The organism is Nodosilinea sp. E11 (assembly GCF_032813545.1).
Classification (GTDB): domain Bacteria; phylum Cyanobacteriota; class Cyanobacteriia; order Phormidesmidales; family Phormidesmidaceae; genus Nodosilinea.
Genome location: NZ_CP136520.1, coordinates 2752213 through 2778775 on the forward strand (window position 1 = coordinate 2752213; position 26563 = coordinate 2778775).

At 58.3% G+C, this 26563-nt stretch carries 19 protein-coding genes; 12 read left to right on the top strand and 7 right to left on the bottom strand.

Annotated features, from left to right (window positions below; all coding sequences use genetic code 11):
* The first annotated feature begins 335 nt into the window (after positions 1 to 335).
* The 4 genes from RRF56_RS14515 to RRF56_RS14530 all read left to right on the top strand — a co-directional run bounded on the left by RRF56_RS14515 (position 336) and on the right by RRF56_RS14530 (position 8114).
* Complete coding sequence (locus RRF56_RS14515) at positions 336 to 1109, top strand: WecB/TagA/CpsF family glycosyltransferase (RefSeq protein ID WP_317033882.1); 774 nt, start codon at positions 336 to 338, stop codon at positions 1107 to 1109.
* Positions 1110 to 1342: 233 nt separating this feature from the next.
* A complete protein-coding gene (locus RRF56_RS14520) occupies positions 1343 to 2821 on the top strand; it encodes a sugar transferase (RefSeq protein ID WP_317033883.1) in 1479 nt (492 codons plus the stop codon).
* Entirely contained in the window at positions 2818 to 5397 is a 2580-nt protein-coding gene (locus RRF56_RS14525) for an O-antigen ligase family protein (RefSeq protein ID WP_317033884.1), read from the top strand. The genes RRF56_RS14520 and RRF56_RS14525 overlap by 4 nt, the downstream gene beginning before the upstream one ends.
* 149 nt (positions 5398 to 5546) lie before the next feature.
* A complete protein-coding gene (locus RRF56_RS14530; protein ID WP_317033885.1) occupies positions 5547 to 8114 on the top strand; it encodes an O-antigen ligase family protein in 2568 nt (855 codons plus the stop codon).
* On the opposite strand, the gene RRF56_RS14535 is transcribed toward RRF56_RS14530, so the two are convergent.
* Together RRF56_RS14535 and RRF56_RS14540 are read right to left on the bottom strand one after the other, a co-directional pair.
* Positions 8111 to 9019, bottom strand: a complete 909-nt coding sequence (locus tag RRF56_RS14535; protein WP_410510611.1) for a metal ABC transporter permease — start codon at positions 9017 to 9019, stop codon at positions 8111 to 8113. The genes RRF56_RS14530 and RRF56_RS14535 overlap by 4 nt on opposite strands.
* Position 9020: 1 nt before the next feature.
* Positions 9021 to 9761: a metal ABC transporter ATP-binding protein gene (locus tag RRF56_RS14540; protein ID WP_317033887.1), complete on the bottom strand. Its 741-nt coding sequence runs from the start codon at positions 9759 to 9761 to the stop codon at positions 9021 to 9023.
* A gap of 196 nt (positions 9762 to 9957) precedes the next feature.
* Between RRF56_RS14540 and RRF56_RS14545 the strand changes: the two genes are divergently transcribed.
* The gene (locus tag RRF56_RS14545; protein WP_317033888.1) at positions 9958 to 10932 is read left to right on the top strand and encodes a metal ABC transporter solute-binding protein, Zn/Mn family; all 975 of its coding nucleotides are present in this window, start codon (positions 9958 to 9960) and stop codon (positions 10930 to 10932) included.
* A gap of 24 nt (positions 10933 to 10956) precedes the next feature.
* Here RRF56_RS14545 and RRF56_RS14550 read toward each other — a convergent pair whose 3' ends face one another.
* The 4 genes from RRF56_RS14550 to RRF56_RS14565 form a co-directional block, all read right to left on the bottom strand.
* Positions 10957 to 12801: a penicillin-binding protein 2 gene (locus RRF56_RS14550; RefSeq protein ID WP_317033889.1), complete on the bottom strand. Its 1845-nt coding sequence runs from the start codon at positions 12799 to 12801 to the stop codon at positions 10957 to 10959.
* Positions 12802 to 12835: 34 nt separating this feature from the next.
* Positions 12836 to 13393, bottom strand: coding sequence for a hypothetical protein (locus tag RRF56_RS14555; protein ID WP_317033890.1), 558 nt, complete (start codon positions 13391 to 13393; stop codon positions 12836 to 12838).
* 195 nt (positions 13394 to 13588) lie between these two features.
* On the bottom strand, positions 13589 to 15442 hold the full coding sequence (ilvB, locus tag RRF56_RS14560) for a biosynthetic-type acetolactate synthase large subunit (RefSeq protein WP_317033891.1): 1854 nt from the start codon (positions 15440 to 15442) through the stop codon (positions 13589 to 13591).
* Between the two features lie 228 nt (positions 15443 to 15670).
* Complete coding sequence (locus RRF56_RS14565) at positions 15671 to 16258, bottom strand: hypothetical protein (protein WP_317033892.1); 588 nt, start codon at positions 16256 to 16258, stop codon at positions 15671 to 15673.
* A 477-nt stretch (positions 16259 to 16735) separates the two neighbouring features.
* On the opposite strand from RRF56_RS14565, the gene RRF56_RS14570 reads away from it, so the two are divergent.
* From RRF56_RS14570 to rarD, 6 genes are all read left to right on the top strand, one after another.
* On the top strand, positions 16736 to 17092 hold the full coding sequence (locus tag RRF56_RS14570) for a late competence development ComFB family protein (protein ID WP_317033893.1): 357 nt from the start codon (positions 16736 to 16738) through the stop codon (positions 17090 to 17092).
* A gap of 153 nt (positions 17093 to 17245) precedes the next feature.
* Positions 17246 to 18865: a HAMP domain-containing sensor histidine kinase gene (locus RRF56_RS14575; RefSeq protein ID WP_317038361.1), complete on the top strand. Its 1620-nt coding sequence runs from the start codon at positions 17246 to 17248 to the stop codon at positions 18863 to 18865.
* 1214 nt (positions 18866 to 20079) lie between these two features.
* Positions 20080 to 20367 (top strand): glutaredoxin family protein, encoded by a 288-nt coding sequence (locus RRF56_RS14580; protein WP_317033894.1) that lies wholly within the window; start codon positions 20080 to 20082, stop codon positions 20365 to 20367.
* 31 nt (positions 20368 to 20398) lie between these two features.
* Complete coding sequence (locus RRF56_RS14585) at positions 20399 to 21907, top strand: UDP-N-acetylmuramoyl-L-alanyl-D-glutamate--2,6-diaminopimelate ligase (RefSeq protein ID WP_317033895.1); 1509 nt, start codon at positions 20399 to 20401, stop codon at positions 21905 to 21907.
* Positions 21908 to 22065: 158 nt separating this feature from the next.
* Positions 22066 to 23565 (top strand): ATP-binding protein, encoded by a 1500-nt coding sequence (locus RRF56_RS14590; RefSeq protein WP_317033896.1) that lies wholly within the window; start codon positions 22066 to 22068, stop codon positions 23563 to 23565.
* Positions 23566 to 23733: 168 nt separating this feature from the next.
* Entirely contained in the window at positions 23734 to 24654 is a 921-nt protein-coding gene (gene rarD, locus RRF56_RS14595; protein ID WP_317033897.1) for an EamA family transporter RarD, read from the top strand.
* 100 nt (positions 24655 to 24754) lie between these two features.
* Here the strand turns inward: rarD and RRF56_RS14600 are convergent, their stop codons facing one another.
* Complete coding sequence (locus RRF56_RS14600; RefSeq protein ID WP_317033898.1) at positions 24755 to 25648, bottom strand: ABC transporter permease; 894 nt, start codon at positions 25646 to 25648, stop codon at positions 24755 to 24757.
* Between the two features lie 159 nt (positions 25649 to 25807).
* On the opposite strand from RRF56_RS14600, the gene RRF56_RS14605 reads away from it, so the two are divergent.
* The gene (locus RRF56_RS14605; RefSeq protein WP_317033899.1) at positions 25808 to 26422 is read left to right on the top strand and encodes a hypothetical protein; all 615 of its coding nucleotides are present in this window, start codon (positions 25808 to 25810) and stop codon (positions 26420 to 26422) included.
* Positions 26423 to 26563: the final 141 nt, after the last annotated feature.

Genomic DNA, 26563 nt, shown 5'->3' on the forward strand with positions numbered 1-26563 from the left:
AGCGATGGACTCTGCTAGATAATATTGCCCTTTTTGTGCCCCCTTAGGAGGCACAAAAGTCTATGTAAAGCCTGTGTGTGGTCGAAGTCGTTTATCGGTCTACAGAAGATCGATGTCTACGACGCAAGAAGGTAGAAAGGGTATATGTACAAGGTAAGGTGAGGAGTGGAGTGGACAAAATGCGCTAAACCTCGACGCATGATACAAATCATGGCAATTTGAAGCGGGGCCTTTGCGTTTCTGGGAAAGCCGCTCACAATCCTAAATCGGTGAGTGTGCTAGGGGTATTAGCTAAAGGGCCAAACCTCAGTTACCACTGGAAAAGGGGTATTGCTATGGTGGAGTTAGATCTACAATCCAGGTACATTCTCAAAACTCGGGTGGATGCCACCAGCTACGAGGATGCCTGCGATCGCATTCAAACATGGGCGACTACCGGGCGATCGGGCTACGTGGTTGCCGCCAATGTGCACGTAGTGATGACCGCCTACTGGGACTCGCAGTACCAGCGTATTCTCGAAGATGCTGCTCTGGTAACGGCCGATGGCATGCCCCTGGTGATCGGGCTACGGCTGCTGGGTATCCCTGGCCAGAGCCGGGTTTACGGACCAGATTTGATGCTGGCCTGGTGCGATCGCGCCGTCCAATGCGGTTTGCCCATCTATCTCTATGGCGGCACCACTCCCATGCTGGAGAAGATGTCAGCTTATCTCCAGCAGCGATTTCCCGGTCTGCCCATTGCGGGTGCCCATGCCCCGCCATTTCACCCGCTTTCCGCCGAAGAAGCCGCCGCCGATGTGGCGCGCATTAACCAGTCGAGGGCGCGGGTGGTGTTTGTGGGCCTAGGCTGCCCCAAGCAAGAGCAGTGGATGCACCGCCACCAGGGCCAGGTCAACGCTGTGATGATCGGGGTCGGAGCCGCCTTTAGTTTCTTTAGCGGTGAGGTCTCCCAAGCGCCTCGGTGGATGATGCGCCTGGGGCTGGAGTGGCTCTACCGTTTTGGCCAAGAGCCACGCCGCCTGTGGCAGCGCTACTTGGTGAATAATCCTATGTTTGTGCTGTTGTTTGGAGCGCAGGTCGTTAAGTATCGGATTTTAGGGGGAGGCTAGGATAGCCCGTTTGGATGGGTAAGAGAAGAGGTTGGGGTTTGACAATTATGCAGGTTGAAAGGTTTGAAGGTTTGATTGGCTAGCCTGCCAAATGGCCAACCTTCAAACCTACTGAGTTCTAAAAGACTGAGTTCCAAAAGACTAATAACCAGGTCCTCGGCGTTCCATGATGGATTCTCAGCACAATTGCGGAATACTGAGGGCAACTCCCCTTTGTGTGTCTGCCCACTGCTATGGCCCCCGTTATCCACTGTCACCGTGCTGTACCCGCTGTGATGCAACAGCGGCCTCACCACCGCCGAGATATTCGCGCCCCCCGAGGACTTAGATTTCAGCTGCGCGATGCTTTTACCGGAACAGGGCGACGGGGGCTGGTGCTGCTGGCTACAGATAGTCTTGCCCTGGGACTGTCGTGGTACATTGCGCGATCGCTCAACCAGTTTTTCTCGCCCATTCCGCCCCAGCTTGTATGGTGGACTTGGCTGGGCCTACCCAGCCCCTTTTGGGTACTGGTGGTCTGCACCGTGGGTTTGTTTGCATATGGTGGTCTCTACGACACCAAGTTTCAGGGGCAAAAGCACCTGCGGGCAGGCAAATTGCTCAGCCTAGTTTACTTAGGGTCACTGGTGCTGATGTATTTTTACGACCCCAAGCTCGATTTGCCACGATCGCTGTTTTTCTCGGCTTGGCTCAGCGGAGTAGGGTTGGTGGTAGGCCTACGGCTCATGGCCACCCTGCTGCTGAGTCCATTCCCTCAAACCAAGCAACCGACCTCAGTCTTTTTGATTGCCCCAGCTCCTCAGATTAAGCGTCTGGCCGACGTGCTCTCGCAGCGGGCTCAATTGCCGGTGATTGGGGCTGCCCTAGCCACCACGGCCAACTCACCGACTACCTACGATGCGATCGTGGCCTCGGGGGCTACCCTAGTGCTGGCCGAGAGCATTCCCTCCGCCGATTTAGCGTCAGAACTGTACTGGAAACTGCGGCGGGCGGGCATTGCCATGCAACTCATCCCCACTAGCCGCGACATGCTCTATCGCCGGGGCACCCCCGAAACCGTGGCTGGTCTGCCCACACTGCGTCTCGATGCCCCTCTGATGGGCGGCTGGGACTACCGCTTTAAGCGCTGGATGGATTACCTGGGGGCGGGGCTGGGGGCGATCGCCCTAGCCCCAGTGCTGGCCGGTATCGCCCTGGCCATTCGCTTCGACTCAGCCGGGCCAATTTTCTTTCGTCAAGAGCGGGTAGGACTGCACGGCAAAACCTTCCAGGTGTGGAAATTTCGCACCATGGTCGTCGATGCGCCTCGGCTCCAGGCCGAGCTAGAGCAGCACAATGAGTCGGCGGATGGGGTGCTCTTCAAGGTCAAGTATGACCCCCGCATTACTCGGGTGGGTCGTCTGTTGCGCCGCACCAGCCTTGACGAGTTGCCTCAGTTGTTTAACGTGCTCTGCGGCCAGATGAGCCTGGTAGGGCCGCGCCCTCTGCCCGTGCGTGACGTGGCTAAGTTCGACGGCTGGCATAACATTCGCCACCAGGTACTGCCGGGGGTGACGGGGCTGTGGCAAATTTCGGGTCGCTCTGATATTGACACCTTTGACGACGTCGCTCGCCTCGATCTGCACTACATCGACAACTGGTCTTTGAACTTAGATCTAGAAATTCTCACGGCCACCCTGGGCATTGTGCTCTGGGGCAAGGGGGCCTATTGACCGCCGATTCTCTCGAACCGTCGTCGGCAAAGGATACAGACCTTACTTGCGATCGCCCAGGGGCATTCCTTTGGCGCAGGCCTACCCCAGCGTGGCTCCAGGTGGGGCTGGTAGGGGGACTGGTGCTGCTGGTGTTTAGCTGGCTACCCCTAAGCTATTACCGCATGGTGGGCTGGGCCTGGATTGTACTGTGGCAGGCCGGGGGGTTGCTGCTGCTGCTGGGGCTATGGAGGCAGCAGCAGCGGGCAGTCTACGGTCTGGGCTACGGGTTAGATCGAGTTGGGCTGGGGCTAGGGCTAATTCTTGGGGTCTCGTCCCTTATCTCACCCTTTCCCCGAGTGGCTCTGTGGAATGTGAGTTTGGTGGTGGTCTACGGGGCAGCACTGTACTTTTACCGCAACAGTGTTGACCGCAGCTGGCTGACTCGCCAGCGACTGGGTTGGGGGCTGGTGGCGATCGCCACCGGCAGTGCCATCATTAGTCTGGCCCTGTGGCGACCCGACGAAACCATGTGGGCAGCAGACAACTTCTTAACGGCCCTACGCAATCACCAGCCCCTAGGGCACCACAACTTTGTAGGCGGTTATTTTGTCTTGACTTTGCCTCTAGCAGTGGCAATGGCCGTGGCTAGCCGAGGGTGGCAGCGCTGGGCAGCGGCTGGAGCCAGTGGTTTGATTGGGATCGCGCTCTATATTAGTGGTTCTCGCGGGGCGGCCCTAGGGCTAGTGGTGTGGCTATTGGCCATGTGGCTGAGCCGTCTGGGCCGGGTCACCTCTGCCCAGCGGTGGCGCTGGGGGTGGGCTGGGTTGGGTGGCCTAGTAGCTGTGGGCCTAGTTTTAGCCAGTAATCCCCGCATTCGCGGCTGGTTTAGTGGTGGCGGTACTGCCGACGGCCCCACCCTCGATCGCTGGTTTATGCTGCGGTTAGGGGGCAATATTCTGCGCGATCGCCCCCTGGTTGGCGTTGGCCCTGGAGTGATGAGCCGAGTCTCCAACCTCTATCGCCCGATCGAAGCTGGGGCTGGCCTCGACCACATTCAGCAGTTGCACAACACGCCGGTTCAGGTAGCCGGAGAACTGGGCTGGCTGGGGCTGGCGGTGTTTTTCGCTGGCATCGTTCTGATAGTGCGGCTGTGGGGCAGGCTTTGGCAACAACCCCTCACCCCGACCGATCGAGTGCTGCTGGGGGGCATTGGTGGCAGTCTGCTGGCCTACGGCACAGCCAGCCTAACCGACTATCAACTCGAGAATATTCCTATTGCAGGCACGCTGCTGGGATTGGTGGTGCTGCTGCTGGCGTTGGGCGATCGCTACCTGCCAGATCAGACCGCCCTTGCCAGCCCTAGGCAACGGCGGCACTGGTGGGGCATAGCCTCGCCAACCCGGCTGGCCGTCACCCTGGGGCTGGGGCTAGTTCTGCCCCTGTGGCTACCGTTTACCTTCACCGTAGCCTTTGGGGCGTTGGCCGATGGGGCCTTTTATAGCCAGCAGCTCAATTTGGCGGATACCCGCTGGTACAAGGCCTACCGCCTTAGTCATTGGGATCCAACTGCTTCAGCGGTGGCTAGCGAGGCTCTGTGGGGGCTAGAGCAGGTGCTGGGTGAGTCAGAAACCCAGGAGAATGTGCGATCGCTCATGCTCGACTATGCCCAGCAAGCCCAGCAGGCGGCCCCCAACGATGCCTGGTTTAACCACAACCTGGCGGTGCTGCACCAGACCACCGACCCGGCCACTGCTCTACCCTACGCCGCCCGCGCTGTGCAGCTGTTGCCCCGCCACCGCCACTATGGCTACTGGCTGCTGGGCGACGTGCTGTTAAGACAGGGCAACGATGCAGCAGCCATTGCCGCCTTTACCCTAGAAGCCCTGGTTAACCCCGCTGCCCTCACCCATCCCCAGTGGCAAGAGCAGCCCTATCAAGCCATCTACCCCGCTGTGGTACAGGCTACCCTGGCCGAGTATGATGTTTTACTCAGAGACGTCGCTCCCGGCGAGCCTGGCTTTGCCACTCTTTATGAAACCCACACCTTATTGGCCTGGTGGACCGAGCAACCCATCATAGAGGTCGATCCCAACCTGCTGCGGCCCGTGGTTTCGGGGTTGCTCTTAGCAGATTCTGATCCCGCCGCCGCCCTAGAGTTAGTAACGCACAATCTGCGCCTAGGCCAGCAGCCCCCCGAGCTACGGCTGCTCGCTGCCTGGCTCAACCCTGATCGCTATGCTGCTACCCCACCCCAGCCTCAAGATGCACTACCAGATCTCGACACCCTACTGATAGAAGAAAGTCTGCGCACCCAGCCCCTGCGCCTGTGGCTGACATCCCTGATCACCCACCCAGACGAAGGATATCGGAGTGCGTTGACCTTTGCCTACCGCAACTACCAGGCTAAGCAAATCACGCTCATGCTGACGCCGCAAAACCTTCAGCGTTATACCCTAGTAGCCAAGCTCAACCTCTTCCCCGCCTGGCCCCGCGAGTTTCCTTCCCTTGATCGCCGCATTGAAACCCTGCGAACTCAGGCTTTAGGGCTGCCCCACCCCACCCACAATCGCTTTCGCCTCTCGGATCTAGATTAGTCTGCCAGAATTAATCTGCCGAACAGCCCCACAGGCTTGCTGCTTAGCCCCCTTTTTCTGCCGGAGATGCTTGCGGGAATACTTTACTAACCACAAGCACCCCAATCGCTAACTATCCAACCCCTTACCCCTCTACTCTTTTCTTTGCCATGCCCGAGGACGCTCTTTCCCAGCCCAAACCCATCGCCCAAGACCCCAGCGACGGCACACTGCTGGCCTTACTAACGGCGACATTCTATGCGCTGTTCACCCTCATACCGGGCAGCAGCACCTTAATGGTGTCGTGGCCCTGGGTGTTTTTGTGGCAGGTGGGCCTCACCCTGCCGATGCTGTGGCTGCTGTGGCAACTGTGGCATCGACCCTTAGCCAAGCTGGGCAATGGCTTTGACTGGGTAGCGTTATTGGCAGTGGTCGGCCTAGTGGTATCTACCCTGGGGGCCGAGTTTCCAGCTCAGGCGCGATGGTATAGCTGGGCGGCGATAGGGGCGATCGCCGCGATCTATGCTCTCGGCGGCTGGCTGCGTTACCCTCAGCGACTGCACACCCTACTGCGTTGGCAGGGCTACATTGCCCTGGGATTCATTCTGCTCAGCCTAGTACTGTGGACAACTCAGATCTATCGACCCGAGCTGGCCCGGTTGTCCACGCTCCAGGGCTATGGAATCGATCAAGCTTTTAACTTTGGGCTCACGAGTCTGCGCAACTGGCAGCCGATTGGCCACCAAAACTACGTAGCAGGCTATTTAGTGCTGGTGTTGCCCCTGCTGGCAGCGCTGGCTTGGGTCGAGCGGGGCTGGCAGCGCTGGCTGTGGCTGACAGGGGTAGTGCTGGGCCTGCTAAATCTCTACACCACCAGCTCGCGCGGCGGCTGGCTGGCACTCATGGTCACCGGCCTCATTGCGGTAGGCATTTCTCTGATCTACAACCGGTTGCCCAAGCCGTTGGCCCTGGGCTTAGGCGGTTCTGCGCTGGGGTTACTGGTGCTGGGCTTGGTTGCCAACCCTCGGCTGCGGCAGATGCTGGGCAACCTGGCCCAGGGCAATTTTGCCGGGGGCGAACTGTCCTACCGAGTGGTTACCAATGTCACAGGTTGGCGCATGGGGCTGAACCATCCTCTCACTGGAGTAGGACCGGGTAGCGTGCCTCTAGTGTATCAGCAGTACCGCCCCCACTGGGCCGGGCGCGATGCGGAGCTTCAATTTCAGCTCCACAGCACCCCAGCACAGTTGTGGGGCGAACTAGGGCTTTGGGGCATAGTTGTGCCGTTGGCTCTGGGGGCAGCGCTAATCCTGCTGGTGTTGCGATGGATGCGCCAGGGGGCTCAGACCACGCCAGCGGGGCTGCCGCCAGTGTTCGCCTGGAGCCTCGTAGGGGGGCTATTCGCCTTCGGGATGATCAGTCTGACCGATTACCAACTCGACATTCCCGCGATCGCTGGTAGCCTCGCTCTCTACCTCGCTGTGCTGGCCCGTATGTTTCATCCCGGTGCTAGCACCACCGACCTCCCATCTGGCCCCTTTCGCCACCGTTGGCTAGCAGGGGTGGGCCTGGGTCTCGCCCTGGCGATGAGCCTGGGGATAATGCCCACTCATCGGGCCTGGAGCACTGCCAGCAATGGCTTCTCAGCCCTCACCGACGAGCCCCCGGACATCGATCGATTCGCCACTCAGCTCGAACAGGCCCACACCCTGGCCCCCTGGGAGCCCTACTACCCCTATCAACTGGGCTACAACTTGGGGGAGTTGTCTTTGCGATCGGGCGACGACCCAGATCTGCGTCAGGTATTGCTAGACGACGCGATCGCCTGGTTTCAGGCCGGTAACCAGGCAGTGCCCTACCAAGAATTTGGCCACGCCAACCTGGGCTGGTTACAGATCGAGAATGGTCAGCCCGCCGATGCCAGAGCCTCGTTTACCAAGGCGATCGCCCTAGTGCCCGCCAAAATGGGTTTGTTCTTTGGCCTAGGCGTCGCCTGTCTGCAAACCGGCGATGTTAACTGCGCCACCGAGGCGCTAGCCCTAGAGATCGTGCGCCATCCAACCCTGCTGACCAGCCCCTTGATGCGCGTGAACCCCTTCGCTAACCTGTACCCAGCGGTGCTCAATCGCCTTGAGCAGATCTACGGCGAACTGCTGCAACAGACCGAAGACCCAACCCTAGAGCGCTTTCTACACCAAGCTAGGGGTAGCCTCCGCTGGTGGCTGGGCGATCTGGCGGCCGCTGCTCAAGACTGGCAGCCCCACGGTGGCGACCTTCAGCAAGGTATGTTGGCCCTCTCTACCAGACAACCGGTTGACGTCAGCCCTTGGCCTGAAACCCCAGCTAAATACGCGATCCTGGCCTGGCAGACCCCCGCTCAGCGCCAAGCCCTGCTAGAGCAAGCCTGGGTCACTCAACCCGCAGATATGGACGACCTTACCCAGGCCTTGCCGCCCCCCGAGGTAATCACCAACCTGGTGCTCAGTATGGAAAATGCCACTGACTTTACCGACTGGCTTCAGCGCACCGCCCCCAACTGGCAGCCCCGCAGCGAACGCCTTGGGTTTGGCGTGCTCAGCCGTCAGGTCGATGGCCCCATCCCATCCGACTTTTTACCCCGTGTAGAAAATATTCCGGTGGTGCAGTTCTTTGCGCCGTTATTTACATCCCCGGTGTTCTTCCCTGCCCTAGACAATGCCCTCGCTCCTTACCAGACCCAGATCCAAGACCCTGCTTAAGACGATCTGGGTCGCCAGAGGCGCTGAAGTCGTCGCCAGGGGCGATCGCGCCCTGGCCCCACCAGCACCCCGTAGCGGGGGCCAAACAAAAACGCCACCGCAAACAGTGTAGACACCACCAGCACAATGGCTGGTCCTGAGGGCAAGTTGATGTAGTAGCTCAAGTACATGCCGCTCACGCTGGAGAAGACCCCGATCGCCGCTCCTAAAATCATCACTTGGTGCAGGCGGGGCACCAGCAGGTAGGCCGTCGCCCCCGGTGCAATCAGTAGCGACAGCACCAAAATCACCCCAACCACCTTCATGCTGGCCACCACGGTGAGGGCAATCAGCACCATTAGCCCGGCGTTGAGCAGCCCGGTGGGCAGGCCGCCGGCTTGGGCACCCAGGGGGTCAAAGCTATAGAACAGCAGCTCTTTGTAAAGTAACGCCACCGCCAACAGCACCAAAACCGCAATAATGGCTGTATCTCGTACATCCCCAGCGGTGACGCCGAGAATATTACCAAACAAAAAGTGGTTGAGGTCGATTTTGTTATCCCGCTGGATGGTGGTGATTAGGGTAATGCCCAAGGCAAAGAAGGCCGAAAACACAATGCCCATGGCGGCATCTTCTTTAATGGGCGATCGCGTATGGATCCACCCAATCATCACGGTGCTGATCACCCCGGCGATAAAGGCCCCGACAAAAATGTTAATTCCCAGCAAAAAGGCGATCGCCAGCCCCGGCAGCACCGAGTGGCTGATGGCATCTCCTAGCAGGGCCAGGCGCTGCACCATCAGGTAGCTGCCCACCACCGCACAAATCACGCCCACCATGATCGCCACCGCCAGCGATCGCTGCATAAAGGCAAATTGCAGCGGCTCAAAAAACCAGTCCAGCACCGCCAAGTTCAACACCGCCATCTCAAGCGACATGGCCAAAAAAGCCCACATGGCCGCCGTAGGCGCGAGTCATGTTGTCGCGGGTGAGTACCCAGTCGCGGGGACCAGCGGCGATCAGCTCTTTGTTGAGCAGCACCAGCTGATCAAAGTTGGTAATTGACTCGCCTAGGTCATGGTTGACCACCATGACGATGTTGCCTGCCGCGGCCAGCTCGCGAAAAATCTCAAAAATGACCGTTTCAGTCTTTTGATCAACCCCCACAAAGGGTTCGTCAAAGCAGAAAATCTCAGCCTGCTGAGCCAGAGCACGGGCCAGAAACACCCGCTGCTGCTGACCGCCCGAGAGCGCTCCGATGGGGCGATCGCAAAACTCCGCCATGCCCACTCGCTCTAGCGACTCTCGGGCAATCTGACGGCTACTAGCCGAAAAGCGTCTCAACCAACCGGTTTTCTGCACTCGGCCCATCATCACCACATCCCACACCGTGGCCGGGAAGGTCCAGTCGATCTGCGATCGCTGGGGCACATAGGCCACCCGGTCAAGCTGGTGGGCAAGAATGTCATCGCCGTAGGTCACGCGCCCAGTCACCACTGGCACCAGCCCCAGCATCGCCTTGATCAAGGTGCTCTTGCCCGCACCATTAGGACCAAAAATGCCCACCACCTTACCGGCTCGTACCGTTAAGTTGACGTTGCGCAAGGCCTGCACGTCACGGTAGTTGACACTAAGGTGGTCAACCATCATTTTAGGAACAGCCACCATAAACCTACCTCCAGCAGATAATCTGTAGCCCAATCGGGGTTTAATTCCCACCGGGAAACGTTATGGCCGAGAAAGCCAGCGGCGGCGACTCCTTCGGCCTGACCAGCATCCCCATAGAGGGAAGACACTCTTCAAAAATGAAAGGAATATGAAAAATATTGTATCGTAAAAATGAAAGGAATATGAAATGCAGTCAATGCAACGAAATAATCTACTTTCACAGTATGGAAGCCTGGCCGCCGTGGTAATGGCCCTAGGGTTAGGATTAAACGGCTGCGACTCCGCCGAAAGAGGGGCATCGGCTCCTCCAGCGGTGGTCGCCGACGGTCGCCCAGCTGTAGTGGCCACCAGCACCTTAATTGCCGACTGGGCGGCCCAGGTCGGCGGCGAACAGATCGATCTCACCGGTATTTTGCAGCCCGGAGCTGATCCCCACGTCTACGAACCCGTGCCCGCCGATACCATTGCTTTTGAGCAAGCCGACCTGATTCTCTACAATGGCTACAACTTAGAACCCAACTTAATTCGTCTGCTCAACGCCGCCGGGGTCAGTGCTCGTCAGGTCGCTGTGGGCGAAGTGGTCCCCCCCTTAGATTTAGCTGACGGCAACGGCACAGTGCCCGATCCCCACGTTTGGGGCGATGTCAGTAACGCAGTGCCCATGGTCGAAGCGATTCGCGACGAGCTAATTGAGCTGGCCCCCGATCACGAGGCCTTGTTCACGGCTAATGCCGAGGCTTACATCACCGAACTGACTCAACTTCACGAGTGGATTGAGACTCAAACCGCCACCATTCCCGCCCAGCAGCGGCAGCTAGTCACCACCCATGATGCCTTTCAGTACTACGCTACGGCTTACGGGCTCAACGTAGTCGGCACCCTAATTGGCCTCAGCACCGAAGAACAACCCAGCGCCCGCACCGTGCAACAGCTAGTAGCCTCTATTCAGGGGTTGGGGGTGCCCGCCATCTTCGCCGAAACCACCATCAACCCCCAGCTGATTCGCACCGTGGCCGAGGAGGCTGGCGTTAGGCTGGCTTCCCAAGAGCTATATTCTGACTCGATTGGGGCTCCCGGCAGCGAGGGCGATAGCTACTTGAACATGATGGTGGCCAACACCCGAGCCATTGTAGAAAACTTGGGCGGTATGGTCTCAGAGCCTAATTTTTAGGGCCTGATTTTCAAGGCCTAGACATTAGTTGTCGGTGGGAGGCAAGCCTTCTAAAACCACCAGCGCCTCAGTTACTTTTTTCACGAGAGGAGCGGCGACAGTGGAGCCGTAGGCATCGTCACCCTGGGGTTCATCAATGATCGCCAGCACGACGTAACGGGGCGCATCGATCGGCAAAATGCCCACAAAGCTGGTCACTCGACCCCGGCCATACCCCCCCGACGCTGCCGCTTTTTGCGCTGTGCCCGTCTTGCCCCCAATGCGGTAGCCAGGCACCTTCGCCGAATCACCGGTGCCGGTGGCCACGACAGCTTCCATCATGGTCAGCACCTGCTCAGTGGTCTGGGGCGAGAAGATAGTTTTGGGCTGAGGGCGATCGGGCACCCACAGTTCTCGGCCATCGGGGGCGATCATGCCGCGCACCACGTGGGGCGTTACCAGCTTGCCACCGTTCGCCAATGTAGCCTGTAATTGCAACATCTTAATGGGCGAGAGCGAAAACCCCTGCCCAAAGGACGTAGTAGCCGGTTCTACCCGGCTGTTGATGAACTGCTCACGATTTTTCATTTGCCCAGCTGCCTCGGCGGGCAAATCAATGCCGGTAAGACCATCTAAGCTGAGCTGTTGCAGCCAGGCAAAGTAGTCGGAGGCAGGCATTTTTTGCATAATCCGAATCATGCCGATGTTGCTGGAATACTTCAGCACATCGGTGACTGAAATGAGACCGCGTCCGCCTGCGGTGACAAAGTCGTGGTTTCTAATTTTCCACTCGCCAAACTGAATCTGACCACTGTCGTTGACGATTTCATCGGCGGTAATCAACCCGGCTTCTAGGGCGATCGCAATGTTGATCGGCTTAAAGGTAGACCCTGGCTCGTAGAGGTCGCTAATCGCCCAGCTGCGCAGATCGCTGAGGTCAGCGCGGAAGTATTGGTTGGGGTCATAGGTAGGCACACTGGCCAGGGCTAGCATTTCGCCGGTGTGGGCATCCATCACCATGACCGTGCCCCGCTTCGCTCGATGGCGATCGACGACCGCCTGTAGCTCTTGCTGGGCTGCCCGCTGCAGTCGGCTATCGAGGGTCAGGTGCAGGCTGGCACTACCACTAGGCCAATGCTGAGGTGGGGTATCGGTAGCTGAGTCGGGGGTAGCGGCATTTTCGGCAAAAAGACTGTCTGGAGGCCCATAAACTGCTGGATCAGAGAGGGCCTCGGCTGCCGTCACTGCCGTGTCGTCGCTAGGGGGCAGCAGGGAGAGCTGCTCTTGGTAAGCCAGCTCTAAGCCCGCCTGGGGCTGCCCATCAAAATTGACAAAGCCCACGATGGGGGCAAACAGTTGCTGCTGGGGGTAAAATCGCTGCTGCTGCGGGTGCAGCTCTAACCCATTCATGCGTAGGGCACGAATGCGATCGACGGTGGCCTCAGACAGACCATCAACTAAGCGAATGCCTGTGGGCTGGCGACTAAACTGACCCATCAGGTTAGAGACTGGCGTCTCTAACAGGGGACTGAGGGCCGTTGCCACTTCCTGCATCGACAGCGTAAACAGTCGCGGGTGCACGTAGAGCGTATACACCACATGGTCAGCAGCCAGCACATTGCCCTGGCGATCGACAATCGAGTGGCGCAACTGCCGCTGCACTGGCGTTGAGAGGCGCTGCTGTTGGGCCAAACTGGCCAGATTGTCTCCCTGCACTAGCTGTAGCCACGCCAAGCGACCGGCGATCGCCATGAGCGATAGTACCAACAACCCCCACACCAACAGCACTCGCACTCGCGTCGCAGCTGTCGTGGGAGCCACGCCCACCGGAGGGCTAGACGTAAGACGACGGCGACGACGACGACGGGCAGAATAGGCAGAACTAGCCATAGGGGCAACAGCAAGTAAACAATTGGGCTAGTGCTTAATACCCTAGGGGTACATCTACCTTGGGTAGGGCAAAGCGCCCCAGCGCTGAGGTAGACCCCTGACTAGGCAGTGCTACCGCCGCTGTTGGCTGCGCCGGTTTCAAAAAAATCACGTTGCCGGGTTGAGGTGGCTGAAACCCCATGGCGCTCACCTCCACCTGCTGGGCCAGATGGTTTTTGAGCATCTCGTTGGCGTTGGTGAGTTGCTGTTCGCTGCGCTGCAGACGGTTGAGCTGTCGGTTGGCCTGGCTCAGCTGATGGTTAACGTAAACCGATGTGCCATAGCTCACCAAGGTCAGACCTAGCAAGGCCACCGACAGGGCCGAAGACACCAGATGAACCTGAGACAGTAGGCGTACTGCCGGACTGGCTTTATCCAGACTAGGTGGCGTTGGCAAGACCACCGGCGGGGAAACCCGCTGCGGGGGTCTAGGCTGTACCTGCGCCGACAAAACGGCAGAACCGTGACGCAATGAAGCTCGGGTACGGGCTGTGGCTGTTCTGCGCCGAGATGGCACGGGGCGAGGCACATAGGATTTCAGCGCAGCGGACATAAACGACCCACACCAGTAATGAAACTGAGGTTAGGATACTGCATTCTGAAAAAATTGAGCCATTCACCCGACAAAAAGACCGAGTTTAAGGGCAGGCTGAAGCTTGGTGGAATCTCCTAAAACCTTCAGCCTTGCCCCTAACGCCCAAACGTTTTTGCGCCCATAGGGGGCTAGTCGTAGACCGTTTGTCGCTCCCTAGAGCTTGGTGCCACACTCCGAACAGAAGTTGCTGGTGGAGGGGTTTTGGTGGCCACAGTTAACGCAGGGATCGGGGCCATAGCCATCACCAGTGCCGTGCACCTCGGGTAACCCCAACATCTGGTGGTTGCCCTTGCCAGGAGCCACCATCGGATAGCAGTTTTCGTCACGGCGCACATGTACATCCAGCAGCACTGGACCATCGTGGGCCAGCATGGTGGCAACGGCCATGCTGAGCTGATCGCGATCGCGCACCACCATACCTTTGATCCCGTAGGCCTGGGCTAGCACCTCAAAGTCAGGCATGCCCACTTCCATATTTGAAGACGAGTAACGTTCGCCGTGGAACGCCTGCTGCCACTGGCGCACCATGCCCTGCCAACCGTTGTTGACAATCACGGTCTTCACCGGAATGCCGTACTGGGCCAGGGTGCCGAGTTCTTGCAGGTTCATCTGGAAGCTAGCGTCACCGCTAATGCAGATCACTGTCTCGTTGGGCAGCGCCACCTGCACTCCCATCGCCGCAGGCATGCCAAAACCCATCGTGCCTAGACCAGCGCTAGAAACCCACTGGCGAGGTCCATTCTTTAAGAACTGGGCCGACCACATCTGGTGCTGACCGACATCAGTGGTGTAGTAAGCGTGGGGAGCTTGGGTAGCCAGCTCGAAGATCACCTCTTGGGGCGACAGCACGTCGGGGTAGGTCGGCACCACCAGGGGGTAGTCACGTCGCCAGCGGTCAATGCGATCGCGCCAGGCCTTAGTTTGATTGGGGGGTGGCACCTGGTTCTCTTCTTCCAAGCGGTGAAGCAGGGTGGTTAACACCTGCTTGACATCGCCCACAATCGGCACCTGGGGGCTACGGTTTTTACCCACTTCCGCTGGGTCAATGTCAATGTGAATGACCTGGGCACGAGCGGCAAATTCGTCGAGCTTGCCGGTAACGCGATCGTCAAAGCGAGCGCCCACCGCAATCAGCAGGTCACACTCGCTGACGGCAAAGTTGGCGTAGGCGGTGCCGTGCATGCCCAGCATGCCCAGGCCCAAGGGGTGGTGTTCATCAAACGACCCCTTGCCCATCAGCGTCGTCGTTACCGGAATTTGAAAGTATTCGGCCAGCCGCAGAACCTCAGCATGGGCATTGGCGGTAATGGCACCGCCGCCTACGTATAGCAGAGGCCGTTCACTCTGGCGCAGCAGCCGCAGGGCATGGTTGATCTGGCGGGGGTTGCCCTTGATGGTGGGCTTATAACCCGGCAGATTGACCTGGCCCGGCTCTACGGGCACGTAGTCGAACTCGGCTAAGCCAATGTCTTTAGGAATATCGATCAGCACCGGCCCAGGGCGACCGGTCTGGGCAATATAAAACGCCTCCGCCACCATCTGAGGAATTTGGTCGGGCCGCCGGGCCACGTAGGAATGCTTCACCAGGGGCAGGGTAATGCCAAAAATGTCGGTCTCCTGAAAGGCGTCACTACCGATCGCATGGCTGGGCACCTGACCGGTAATCACCACCATGGGCACCGAGTCCATCTGGGCGGTGGCGATGCCTGTGACCAGGTTAGTAGCCCCAGGCCCAGAGGTGCCGAAGCAGACCCCTACCTTGCCCGTAGCGCGAGCGTAACCGTCAGCGGCGTGGGCACCCCCCTGCTCGTGGCGCACCAAAATATGGCTAATGCCCCCAGCCGCCTCAGCCCGGTACAGCTCATCATAGATAGGCAGAATCGCCCCACCGGGGTAGCCGAAGATATGCTCTACCCCATGCCGTCTCAGGCTATCAATCAGAGCAAAGGCCCCGGAGGCGCGGCGCACAAGAACACTGTTAGGAGTAGCAACGGGAGTTGTCGTCATAGCGGCGGGTGCTTGGGTTGGGCTAGAGTGCATTGCTTCAGAAGAAAAGTAAGGTAGACCGTTTCCCCTTGAGGCCACACGAGCGGTGAATTAGCTCACCGCCGCTGCTTTACAGGAATGACGTTGCAGAAATAGGCAGGAAAAGCTGTTAAATGAGCAACAATTCCCTTCATATTAGCAGCAGAGGCTAGGGTGTTTATGGCCCTAAAGCCCAGTTTAGACCTCGGGTTATGGCCCGTTGATATTTAGGCCATAGCGGCAGAGGTGATCCCGCGATCGCCGGCAGAGAAAGTCTGCCGCAGTCAGGCTTTCGCGATCGCGCCCAGCGGTGGCCCAGCCATTAGTGGTCTGCGGTTGCTGCCACAGGTGTAGGTGAGGTACCGCCGGGTCGGCGTAGAAATCCTCATCGCCTGCCCCCAACCAGCGAGAACTGTCGTGGGTGAAGCGATCGTGACTGAGACGATGCACAGGTACCCCGGGCGGGCGGGGCACCCCCCAACCATCCACCATAAACAGAGCCAGCACCGGCCCTCGGCCTTGCTGCCAGTGGGCCGCCAGGGCCGCTGCCCCCACACACCCGGCGCTAAACGCCCAGATGAGCAGCCCTAGCTCCGGCTCGGGAAGGGATGCTTTCTCAGCCTTGTCGAGGGCTTGGCGTAGGGCATAGGCCGAGAGCACATCCCCAGACCGCTGGGGCGCACACACGACTCGCCTGAGCTGACCCAGCACCTCATCTCTGGCAATGGTAGAGAGGATCTGGCCGGTGTAGCTGGGCGGGTGCATACCCCCCACGACTAATAAAACAACCTGTTGCAACACTGCCCTCAGATCAACTGCTTAGCTAGCCCAAAACCTAAACATTTGGCCCCCAGATTACACAATGTAATAAACCATGAGACAAACACTTACGCCAAAAACAACAAGGATTGAGAAAGACTTCACTTTACGTAGTTTTCATAATCATTTGCAAGAGAAAAATTATTTCTTTCTAAAACTTAGATAGGGCGATCGCCATTGTCACGCTTATATGGGGAATACCTGAGATCGCTGGGACACGTTCAATTCAATGATTTAGAACCTTCGTGCTGACTGAGCTGCAATTGTTTTCTTGAGGCAATCTCTGAGCCGAATTGAGGACTAGCAAAAGGCCTAATTCACCAACACTTCATCCAATGAGTCGCCATTTCTCTGCTTTTTTAGTTTGATCCCTGCCTGTCAGGACAAGTAACCCTGCCTGTCAGGACAAGTAATATCCCTCGGTTTCACTACTAGACATCCCTGGAGCTGAATTCAATGACCCAAACCATTGTCAACTTAACTTTGCCAATCGTAACAGACAAAATTGACGACATTTTAGCCGCCTATCCGCTCTACGAGTACCGTCAGGTTTTTGCCGTTCCTGAACTGCGGCAAAAGCTCACGACTTATGTGCTCGCGCGGTTGCCCGTGGTCTATGTCACCATGGACAGCGGCACCGCCTGCGGTTTGGAGTCCACCGGCCACTGCTATTCCTCTGAGCAGCATGCTCAGATCAACCAGCTCATTCACCAGGGCATTGAAGCCCTGCTGGGTCGGCCTGAAATTTGGCAGCGCCGTCATAGTCCTGAGCGGGTCGAGGTTGAGGCGATTCCTTCTAGCTGGTTTGGTTAGGTCATGGCCGGGTTTTCGTTCGGTTCTACCCATAGCCCCATCTGGCGCTAAGGGCTTAGTCTCGTAATAGACATTGGGTTGTCTGCTGTAGACAACCCACCCGCTGTGGTTTAGGTGCCACGGCTAGCCTATTGCAGAGGCAGGTAACCCTTGGTGCAACAGTTTCTACCCCTCAGTCAATTGCTCAACGAGCACCAAACCTCCTTTGGCCCCAGGTCAGAGGAGGCTCCCCGTGGGCGGGGGGCAGCGCTGGGTTTTCCCGGTGGCAGCTCCAGCGTTTTTCATAGACAGGCTGAGCAAGAATGGCTGAGTGGGCTGGCGGCCCTGATTCGGCTACTGATAGAACTTCCCCCTGATGTTCCCCCCCCGGGCGCTTCAACGGCTGCTCAAGCCAGTGAGCTACTGCCCCTGATGGGAGGAGTCTTGTCAGGGCCATTTCCAGTATTGCCCGATCGCCTCCTAGGGCAGCGGCTCTCCCACTGGCTGCTGGTGCCTGAGCAGTTAGAGCAGATTCTCTCCGTCACTCGGCCCCTCTTGCCTGGCCAAGGCAGAGGGTCGACAGCAGCCCCAGCCTGTGATTTACAGATGGTGCCCTTAGCGAGCCACGACCCCGTTGGAGAAGAGCGGTTTTGTCTACTGCTAACCCGCAACTTTAGCCTTTTGCTGGTGTTGGGGCAGGGGGCCAATGGGTTGCCCCAGTTTCAGTTTTCCTTTGATCCAGCGGTGGTAGAGCAAGGTTGGCAGCAGTTGCGCGATCGCGTTGTCGCCATTCGTCCCCCGCTGGTGCCAGCCCTAGATCGCCTGATCGACCAGTTTCCACCTGTCACGCCCGACTACCGCCTCGTAACTCGCTACAGCCACCTGCTCATGACCCAACTGCGTCAGCAGGTGCAAGTCGATGTCGCTGCAGAATCTCACAGTTCTGCTGGGGCGCTGGCGTCTTTAGCACTCCCGGCCCGGCCTACTCTCGCAGCATTTCAGACCGACCCCAGTCCTCACGTTGGTGGTGCTCACTACACGGCTCCGCCCAAGCCAGACCCGAGGCCACCCTGCCAAGACAGCCCCGACACCGAGCTGTTAAAGGCTATGGCCCACGAAATTCGCACGCCCCTAACCACCATTCGCACCCTGACGCGATCGCTGCTCAAGCGCAAAGACGTTGGCGACGAGGTCGCTAAGCGATTGCGGTTGATCGATCGCGAATGCACCCAACAGATCGATCGCTTTAGCCTCATCTTTCGCGCCGTAGAGCTAGAGACCGATCGCGCCCCCAGACCGCGATCGCCCCTGTCGGCCATTTCTCTCAACCAACTCTTCGACGACGCCATTCCCCACTGGCAGCAGCAAGCAAGCCGCCGCAACCTTAGCCTGACGGTCAATGTGCCCCCCTGCCTACCCATGGTCAACAGCGACCCGGCCATGCTCACCCAGGTGCTCACCGGGTTAATCGACCGCTTCACCCACAGCCTGCCCCCCTACAGCCACATTGAACTGGCTGTCACCCTGGCAGGGCACCAGCTCAAGCTCCAGTTTCAGTCGCAGCCCCCGGAGGGCAGTGCCGAGTCTAAGCCCGAACACGATCCCTTCTCGTCGCCCTTTAAGGCCCTGGGGCAACTGTTGATGTTTCAACCCGAAACCGGCGGCCTGAGCCTCAACCTCAACGCTACCAAAAACCTATTTCAGGCGTTGGGCGGCAAGCTGATCGTGCGGCAGCGGCCCCAGGCAGGCGAAGTGCTGACGGTATTTTTGCCGATGGAAACCAAGACGTTGTAATCTCGTCCCCCTTGTACCCAATTTTGCTTGGGTACTCCGATGTAAGCAACTTTTGGAAAACTTTCTCCCTAATGGTGGGCAGTGCCCGCCCTACGGTGGCTACAGTCGCCGAAGACAGTGGAGAGATTCTTTTCCAAAAATCTCCTTATATCAGGTCCGCTTAAATGCTCCTAATCTGTCATTCCCACTTCCGAGGGAATCCATTGTGGATAAGTGACTCCAGGATAAATTCCCGCCTCTGCAGGAATGATAGGCAAGCCGTTTTCTGTTGGTTAATTAATTGGACTTCATATTAGCAGGGCGAAGGCAATAGATCCTTTGGCGCGGCTACGCCTATGCCCTTACAGGCAAGCTTTTTGGGAATTGGGATTATATGATTCAGACTTGGCATTAGACTTTAGAACTCTGAGCACTATACCTAAAGACATAAATTTTTAGTGCTTAACATTATCTATACAAAAATGTCATATCTTTGTCAGAGGAGTTTCCTCAAGTCACTGTCAAAGTGCTGCTTAGCACTCCAGGCTTAGGCTGCACGCTTAGAAAGCGAGGCTTAGCCTCGCTGGCACCGGCAAACGATGATCCAAACCCAATCAAGGAGATATCTCCATGACGTTTAAACAGTTGCTTGCGCTACCTTTAATTGTAGGTTTATCTATAGTTGGGGTTGCCTGCGGTGGCCCAGAACCTACCGCCCCTGATCCTGGCGAACCCGCACCCGGTGGGGTTCCTGTTGAGCCCACCGATCCTGCTGATCCGGCAGCACCTGGGACCCCTGGAGGTACGCCTTAGGGCGACGGTTTAGCTATTTTTGCGGTTGGGTGTGTTGCTGTATTGCATTACAACGACACACCCAATTTTTGTTAGTTGGATTGACTGCCATAGTTCCAACCTAGATGGGGTAAAACTTGGCATTGGCTAGCCGATCGGGCTCCAATTGAGTTTTGCGATCGCTGCACGCAGAAAATATCAAATTGATCGACAGCTATACTGCCATTGCGGTGAAAAACCGCTTTAGCTCCGTTCCACAAAGACTTGGCCATCAGGTCTAGAGAGGTAGGTTAATTCAACTGTAGGATGGGTTAGCGCAACCCAAGAGGCGTTGTTTTACTGCCTTCGGCAAAGTTTTGCCAACAGGCCTTAACCCAATCTATATCTACCCCAGCGTCTACCGAGCCGCTGTGCCGTGACTGTCTTTCCTGTGACTGAACTCTATGACAAAATTCGTGCTCTATAGCAAGCCCGGCTGCCACCTGTGCGAAGGGCTCGAAGAAAAACTGACCGCCGCCAACCACCTGCCCTTCAAGCTAGAAGTGCGCGACATCACCACCCGCGACGACTGGTTTCAGCGCTACCAGTACGAGATTCCAGTACTGTGTCAGGTGATCCAGGCAGAGTCGGGCAGCCAAGAAATTCCTCTGCCGCGCCTATCGCCTCGGGCACCCCAGGCCAAGGTGGAGCAATTGATACAGACTTATCTGGGCCAGAGTAAGGCAGAATAGGGCAACTTCAATGATGTGAGGAGTTGCTGACATGAAGCTGCGCCAACTGCTTGAGGACCTGCCCGCCGGGCTGATCGACGCTGGATTTTCGCTATCGGAGGGGATGGGCGACCCTGACATCAAAGGCATTTGCACCAATTCTCACGCCTGCCAGCCTGGGGATGTATTCATTGGTATGCCAGGTACCCGCGTCGATGGCGGTGAGTTTTGGCCTAGCGCGATCGACTCTGGGGCGGCAGCGGCTCTGGTATCGGCTCAGGCGCTCCAGGTACGACCGGTCGAGGGCGATGCCTGTGTGGTACCCATGACCGATATGTCGGTGGCCTGTGCCGAAGTGGCAGCCAAGTTCTACAACTATCCAGCCCGGCAGATGGGCTTAATCGGGGTGACAGGTACCAATGGCAAGACCACCACAACGCATTTGGTAGAGCACTTGCTGAATGCATCAGAGCAGCCCACAGCCCTGTTAGGCACGCTCTACACTCGCTGGCCAGGGTACCAAAAGACAGCGCTTTACACTACGCCTTTTGCGGTCGAACTCCAGGCCGAACTGGCCACCGCGCGGGATGCAGGCTGTCGCTACGCGGTGCTGGAAGTCAGCTCCCACGCCCTGGCCCAAAAGCGGGTGTGGGGCTGCCCCTTTGAGGTGGCGGTGTTCACCAACCTGACCCAGGACCACCTCGACTACCACCGCGACATGGAGGACTACTTCCAGGCCAAGGCGCTGCTGTTTAACGAGACCTATCTGGCTGGTCGCGCGGTGGTGAATATCGATACGCCCTACGGCGATCGCCTCGTTGCCCAACTGGCGAGCGATCGCGTCTGGACCTACAGCACCCAAAACTCTGGAGCCGACCTGTATACGGGCGATCTGACCTACCAGGCCAATGGCGTGACGGGAACGCTGACAACCCCTCTAGGCACGGTGCCCTTTAGCTCGCCGCTGGTGGGGCAGTTTAACCTAGAGAATTTGCTGGCGGCGGTGGGGGCAGCCCTGCACCTGGGCGTTTCCCTAGACACGATCGCAGCTGCCCTACCGGGCTTTGGCGGCGTGCCGGGACGCATGGAGCAGGTGAAGGTGGCCGAGGCCCAAGACATCAGCGTGATCGTGGACTACGCCCACACACCCGATAGTTTGAAAAATTCATTGCAGGCGGCGCGGCCCTTTGTGCCGGGGCGGCTGATCTGCGTATTTGGCTGCGGCGGCGATCGCGATCGCACCAAACGCCCCCAGATGGGTCGCATTGCCTACGAATTAGCTGATGCCGTGGTGGTCACCTCCGACAACCCCCGCACCGAAGACCCCGAGCAGATCCTGCGCGATGTCGTGGCGGGCATTCCAGCCGAGCTAGGGGCAGACCAGGTGGTGGGCGATCGCGCTACCGCTATCCAGGCTGCGATCGAGATGGCCCAGCCGGGCGACGGCATTTTGATTGCAGGCAAGGGCCACGAAGATTACCAGATTCTCGGTACCGAAAAGATCCACTTTGACGATCGCGAGCAGGCTCGCTGTTTCCTTAAAAAACGGTATATTAGCTAACATTTTTGCCCAAAAATGACGGTGGTATGTGAATACACGCAACATTCTTTCCGTCATTTTGGGTGGTTAAAGATACCCTAATAGGTGCTAGCACCGATTTCCATAGCCGATCGTTATGGCCGCCTGGTTCTAGCCTGGCCCCGGCCCGTTGGAGCACTATGCAGTCTTATCAAGAGCTATCTTTACACCGGCTACTTCAGCATAGTGCAGCGGTGCCTGACTACGTACAGGTCAAACCCAAAGGGTTTAAGGCCATTCTGCAATCGACGGTAGACTTTCTCGAAGCCCAAGATATTCAGGCGCACCTGCTGGTCAAGCTGCCGGGGGGCACCGCCTGGAATGATGATATTCAGCGCTACGGACAGGGGCTGGTGCCCCCCTACCGAGTGTGGCGATTTCTGCGGCTGGCTCCCCATCAGCCCCTGCCCGCAGCGACCGATCATGAGGTTTTGCTAGCTCTACGAGAGGGACATACTTGGCGCGGCGACTATTTCATTGTGGTTCAGTCTGAGGTGTTTGCGGCCATGGTGGTGGCCCACCGCATGCAGCCGCTGTCCGCGACCCCGCCGAGTGAGGGGCAAAGACTGCCCACTGAGACCGATGAGGACGACGATGGATCTTCCCCAGGGGAAGATGCTAGCGCTCGGTCGTCATACCTGTCGGTGTGCTGTTCGGTCAATCCTGAATTAATTGCCACGGTGGTCGAGGCCATTCGCTACCCCATCGACCAGGAGATAGCCGCAGGTGATTTAGATGCAGAGGTGGCGGCGCTTGCCCAAGCTTGGCCTCAGCCCGGCCCCAGTACCGCTCCAACCTCAGTGTCCTTAGCCCTGATCGATCGCTGGCTCAACTGGCAGCTCAAGCGCCAAGAGCATTTGCGCCAGTCGGCTTCTACCTACCGCCGCCAGGCCCTGAGCATGTCGACGCTGTCGTCCCAAAACGAAGTGCTGCTCAACACTTTGCGGCTCAAAGACAACTTTTTCAACACCGTAGGTCAAGAGCTACGCACCCCCCTAACGACCATTAAGACCGCCCTCACCCTGCTCGACTCGCCCCATATCAAGCCCCCCCAGCGACAGCGCTATATGGAGATGATCAGCCATGAGTGCGATCGCCAAAGTGCTCTGATCAGCGGTGTGCTCAACCTACTCCAGGTCGAAACTAGCCTCAGCCAAACCGAGCTAGACCCGCTCAATCTGGCAGAAGCCGTACCCCCGGTGGTGAGCACTTACCAACCCTTAGCCGCCGAAAAGGGCATTATGCTGGCCTACACAATTCCCAAAAAGATGCCTGCGGTAAGTTGCCCCGACAGCTGGCTGCGGCAAATCATGATGCACCTGCTCAACAACAGCCTGAAATATACCCCCAGCGGCGGCCAAGTGTGGGTGACAGCTCGTAGCACCCCCAACTTCGCTGAGATCGAAGTACGCGATACCGGTATTGGCCTATCTTCAGGCGATCTTCCTCGCATCTTCGATCACTTTTATCGCGGTCGCAACCTGCCCCCCGACGAAACCGAGGGAGCTGGGCTAGGGCTGTCGATTGTGCAGCAGCTACTGCTGTACTGTGGCGGCACCGTAGTGGCCCACAGCCAGCCCGACCTAGGGACGACGATGGTGGTGCGGTTACCCCTCTACCACAGCAGCCCCGACCGTTAGCCCCATTCGGCCTCTGTCACGGGACTCTGTTGCAAGCCTTTGTCACGGGCCTTTTGTCAATAGACCCCATCGATAGAATTCGGCCACCTAGGTCGATAGCGACTCGCCACCCAGGCCGCTAGAATTTTTCCTATCCATCGATTATGGGTCTGCATTGCAGCAACTAACTTGACCTTACCTACCTCTGCTACCCGGAGCCAGCACAGCGAGGCCAGCCTAGGCCCGCTCTATGCCCTACTGGCCTACAGCAGTTGGGGGCTGTTGCCCGTCTACTGGAAGTTTTTTGGCGGCACCCCCGCGGTAGAGGTGCTGAGCCACCGGATGATTTGGTCGGCTGTATTTTTGGTGGGCATTTTGCTGGTGAAGCGGCGGCTGGGCGATCTCAGGGCGCTGCTCCAGTCGCCCCGCAAGGTTTTAGTGCTGCTGCTAACCGCCAGCCTGCTCACCTTTAATTGGGGGCTGTACATCTACGGGGTCAATAGCGATCGCGTAGTAGAGGCCAGCCTGGGCTACTATATCAACCCCCTGGTGACCGTGCTGCTAGGGTTTGTCTTTCTCAAAGAACGCCTGTATCGGGGGCAGCAGGTGGCTGTGGCCCTGGCGGTAGTGGGGGTGGGCTACTTTATCTGGCAGTTGGGCACCGTGCCGTGGATTGCGCTGAGCTTAGCCGTTTCGTTTGCCTTCTACGGGCTACTGCGCAAGGTGGTGACGGTGACTCCCCTGGTGGGCCTCACCGTCGAAACGTTGCTGATTACACCGATCACGCTGTTGTTTGTGGGCTGGCTAGGGGCCACCGGGCAAGGTCGGTTTGGCGAAAGCTGGCCGATGACGCTGCTGTTTGTTGGCGCTGGGGTAGCCACGTCCATGCCGCTGCTGTGGTTTAACAATGCCGCCAAACGCCTGAAGCTGGCGACGCTTGGTTTTTTTCAATACCTGGCCCCTTCGCTATCGCTGCTGCTGGGGGTGTTTGTGTACGGCGAACCGTTTACCCCCGTGCATGGGGTTACCTTTGGCTGCATTTGGGCGGCGCTGTTGTTGTACTCGGTGACAGCGCTGCGGGCGAGGGGGGAGGTGAAGGGTGAAGGGTGAGGGGTGAAGGGTGAAGGGTGAGGGGTGAAGGGTGAAGGGTGGATGGGTGGATGGGTAGGGGCAAACGGCGTTTGCCCATGCGCGCGGGATGGGGCTGAATCTAGCGCCAGTTTTCGCGGCGCTGGAGGGGGTTCATCAATTCGTTTAGGCCTTCGCCTACCAGCGACAGCCCCGTCACCATTAGGGTGAGGGCTAGGCCAGGAAACAGGGCCGTCCACCAGATGCCAGTGGGCAGGGCATCAAGGGCTTGGCGAATGTCGGCCCCCCACTCGGGCACCTGCTCGGGCAGACCCAAGCCCAAGAACCCTAGGCCCCCCAGCACCAAAATGGCGTCGGCGGCGTTGAGGGTAAACAGCACCGGCACGCTTTGAATCACGTTGAGAAACAGGTAGCGGGTGAGCACCGTCCAGGTAGAAGCCCCCATGGCCTGGGCCGCTTCAATAAACAGCTCGGTCTTGATGCTGACCGTGTGATTGCGCACCACCCGGTAGTACTGGGGAATGTAGGCAATGCTGAGGGCGATCGCGGCATTGAGCACCCCCCGACCCACCACAAAGGCCAGGGTGACCGAGAGCAGCAGCCCCGGCAGAGTGTAGATCGTATCCATGAAGAACAGCAGGGCGCGATCGAGCCAGCCACCCAGGTAGCCGCTGACCATGCCCAAAGGCACCCCGATCGCCACACTGAGTAGGGTCGCCAGCAGCACCACCTGCCAGGCAGCACGGGTGCCAAACAGCGTGCGAGAAAAGACGTCGTAGCCCTGGCGAGTCGTGCCAAACCAGTGGTCACCGCCGGGGGGCTGGTGAATCGGGTTTTGGAGAGCGGTGGTGGGATTGGCCACCCAGCCCCAGGTCTGCATGACCGGAGCCAGCAGAGCGATGAGAATGAACCCCAGCGTAATGACAATGCCGACCCACATCAGCACCACCGAGACGTTGGCCGCTGACTTGGTGGCAGGGTTGCGCAGCAGGGGCGATCGCGGAGTAGTGGCCATAGCAGCGCAGTTTAGAACGGAATTCCATTATGCCAGAGCCAGGCGATAGCCCCCGCGCTGACCTTGGCATAATGAATCTAGCTAAAGCTAGGCCAGGTTAACCCCTGTGCCTCCAAGCCCCTGCCGCAGAGCTACCCCTCCCACCCTCTAGGAACCCCCATGACCGCCACCGATAGCCTTTCTGCCCTATCTACTACCCAAGTGCTGGAGGCTGCGGCCTCAGGATCGCGACCGGGGGCAGAGTCTGTAACGGCGGCTCTGCTGACAGCCGAGCGGCAGGTTAAGCAGCAGCGGCAGCAGTTTTCGCCCGATGGACTGCTGGGCACCTGGCGTCTGCGGTTTACAGCCCCAAAAAAGCCCACTACCCAAGCCGGAAAACCCACCAGCAGCGGCTTTTATATACCGGGGTTGGCGGTGGCCACTTTGAGCTTTAGCCGCGATCGCGCCCCTGACCTAGCCCCCACCACCGATCTATTCACCATACAAAACCAGCTTCAGGTGGGGGCACTCAAGCTGCGGTTTACCGGACCAGCCAAATTTTTGCCCAAAAAGAATCTGCTCGCCTTCGATTTTGTGCGGCTTCAGGTGCTAGTGGGCGATCTCTGCCTAGTCAATCTGCCCCTCAAGGGCAAAGCCGCTAAACCTGAGCCGTTTTTAGCGGCTTCGGTAGGCAAGCTGCCCTTCTTTTCGTTTTTTGCCGTTGAGCCAGGCTACGTGGCTGCTCGGGGCCGGGGCGGGGGGCTCGCGCTCTGGGTCAAGGCTGACCCCAGCTGATCCATCCCTGACCGTCTAACCAAGCTGGAGGGTCTGACCAAGCTGGCGAATCAAACCTTATACCAAATCCTATCTGTATACCCCCGATTTGTAGGGGCATTTTTGTAGGGGCATTGCCCCTACAGGTACTGGTTTTGAACC

Coding starts and splice junctions, on each gene's coding strand:
- RRF56_RS14515 (WP_317033882.1), top strand. CDS start 336: ATGGTGGAGTTAGATCTACAATCCAGGTACATTCTCAAAACTCGGGTG.
- RRF56_RS14520 (WP_317033883.1), top strand. CDS start 1,343: ATGGCCCCCGTTATCCACTGTCACCGTGCTGTACCCGCTGTGATGCAA.
- RRF56_RS14530 (WP_317033885.1), top strand. CDS start 5,547: ATGCCCGAGGACGCTCTTTCCCAGCCCAAACCCATCGCCCAAGACCCC.
- RRF56_RS14535 (WP_410510611.1), bottom strand. CDS start 9,019: ATGGCGGTGTTGAACTTGGCGGTGCTGGACTGGTTTTTTGAGCCGCTG.
- RRF56_RS14540 (WP_317033887.1), bottom strand. CDS start 9,761: ATGGTGGCTGTTCCTAAAATGATGGTTGACCACCTTAGTGTCAACTAC.
- RRF56_RS14545 (WP_317033888.1), top strand. CDS start 9,958: ATGCAACGAAATAATCTACTTTCACAGTATGGAAGCCTGGCCGCCGTG.
- RRF56_RS14550 (WP_317033889.1), bottom strand. CDS start 12,801: ATGGCTAGTTCTGCCTATTCTGCCCGTCGTCGTCGTCGCCGTCGTCTT.
- RRF56_RS14555 (WP_317033890.1), bottom strand. CDS start 13,393: ATGTCCGCTGCGCTGAAATCCTATGTGCCTCGCCCCGTGCCATCTCGG.
- ilvB (WP_317033891.1), bottom strand. CDS start 15,442: ATGACGACAACTCCCGTTGCTACTCCTAACAGTGTTCTTGTGCGCCGC.
- RRF56_RS14570 (WP_317033893.1), top strand. CDS start 16,736: ATGACCCAAACCATTGTCAACTTAACTTTGCCAATCGTAACAGACAAA.
- RRF56_RS14580 (WP_317033894.1), top strand. CDS start 20,080: ATGACAAAATTCGTGCTCTATAGCAAGCCCGGCTGCCACCTGTGCGAA.
- RRF56_RS14585 (WP_317033895.1), top strand. CDS start 20,399: ATGAAGCTGCGCCAACTGCTTGAGGACCTGCCCGCCGGGCTGATCGAC.
- RRF56_RS14590 (WP_317033896.1), top strand. CDS start 22,066: ATGCAGTCTTATCAAGAGCTATCTTTACACCGGCTACTTCAGCATAGT.
- RRF56_RS14600 (WP_317033898.1), bottom strand. CDS start 25,648: ATGGCCACTACTCCGCGATCGCCCCTGCTGCGCAACCCTGCCACCAAG.
- RRF56_RS14605 (WP_317033899.1), top strand. CDS start 25,808: ATGACCGCCACCGATAGCCTTTCTGCCCTATCTACTACCCAAGTGCTG.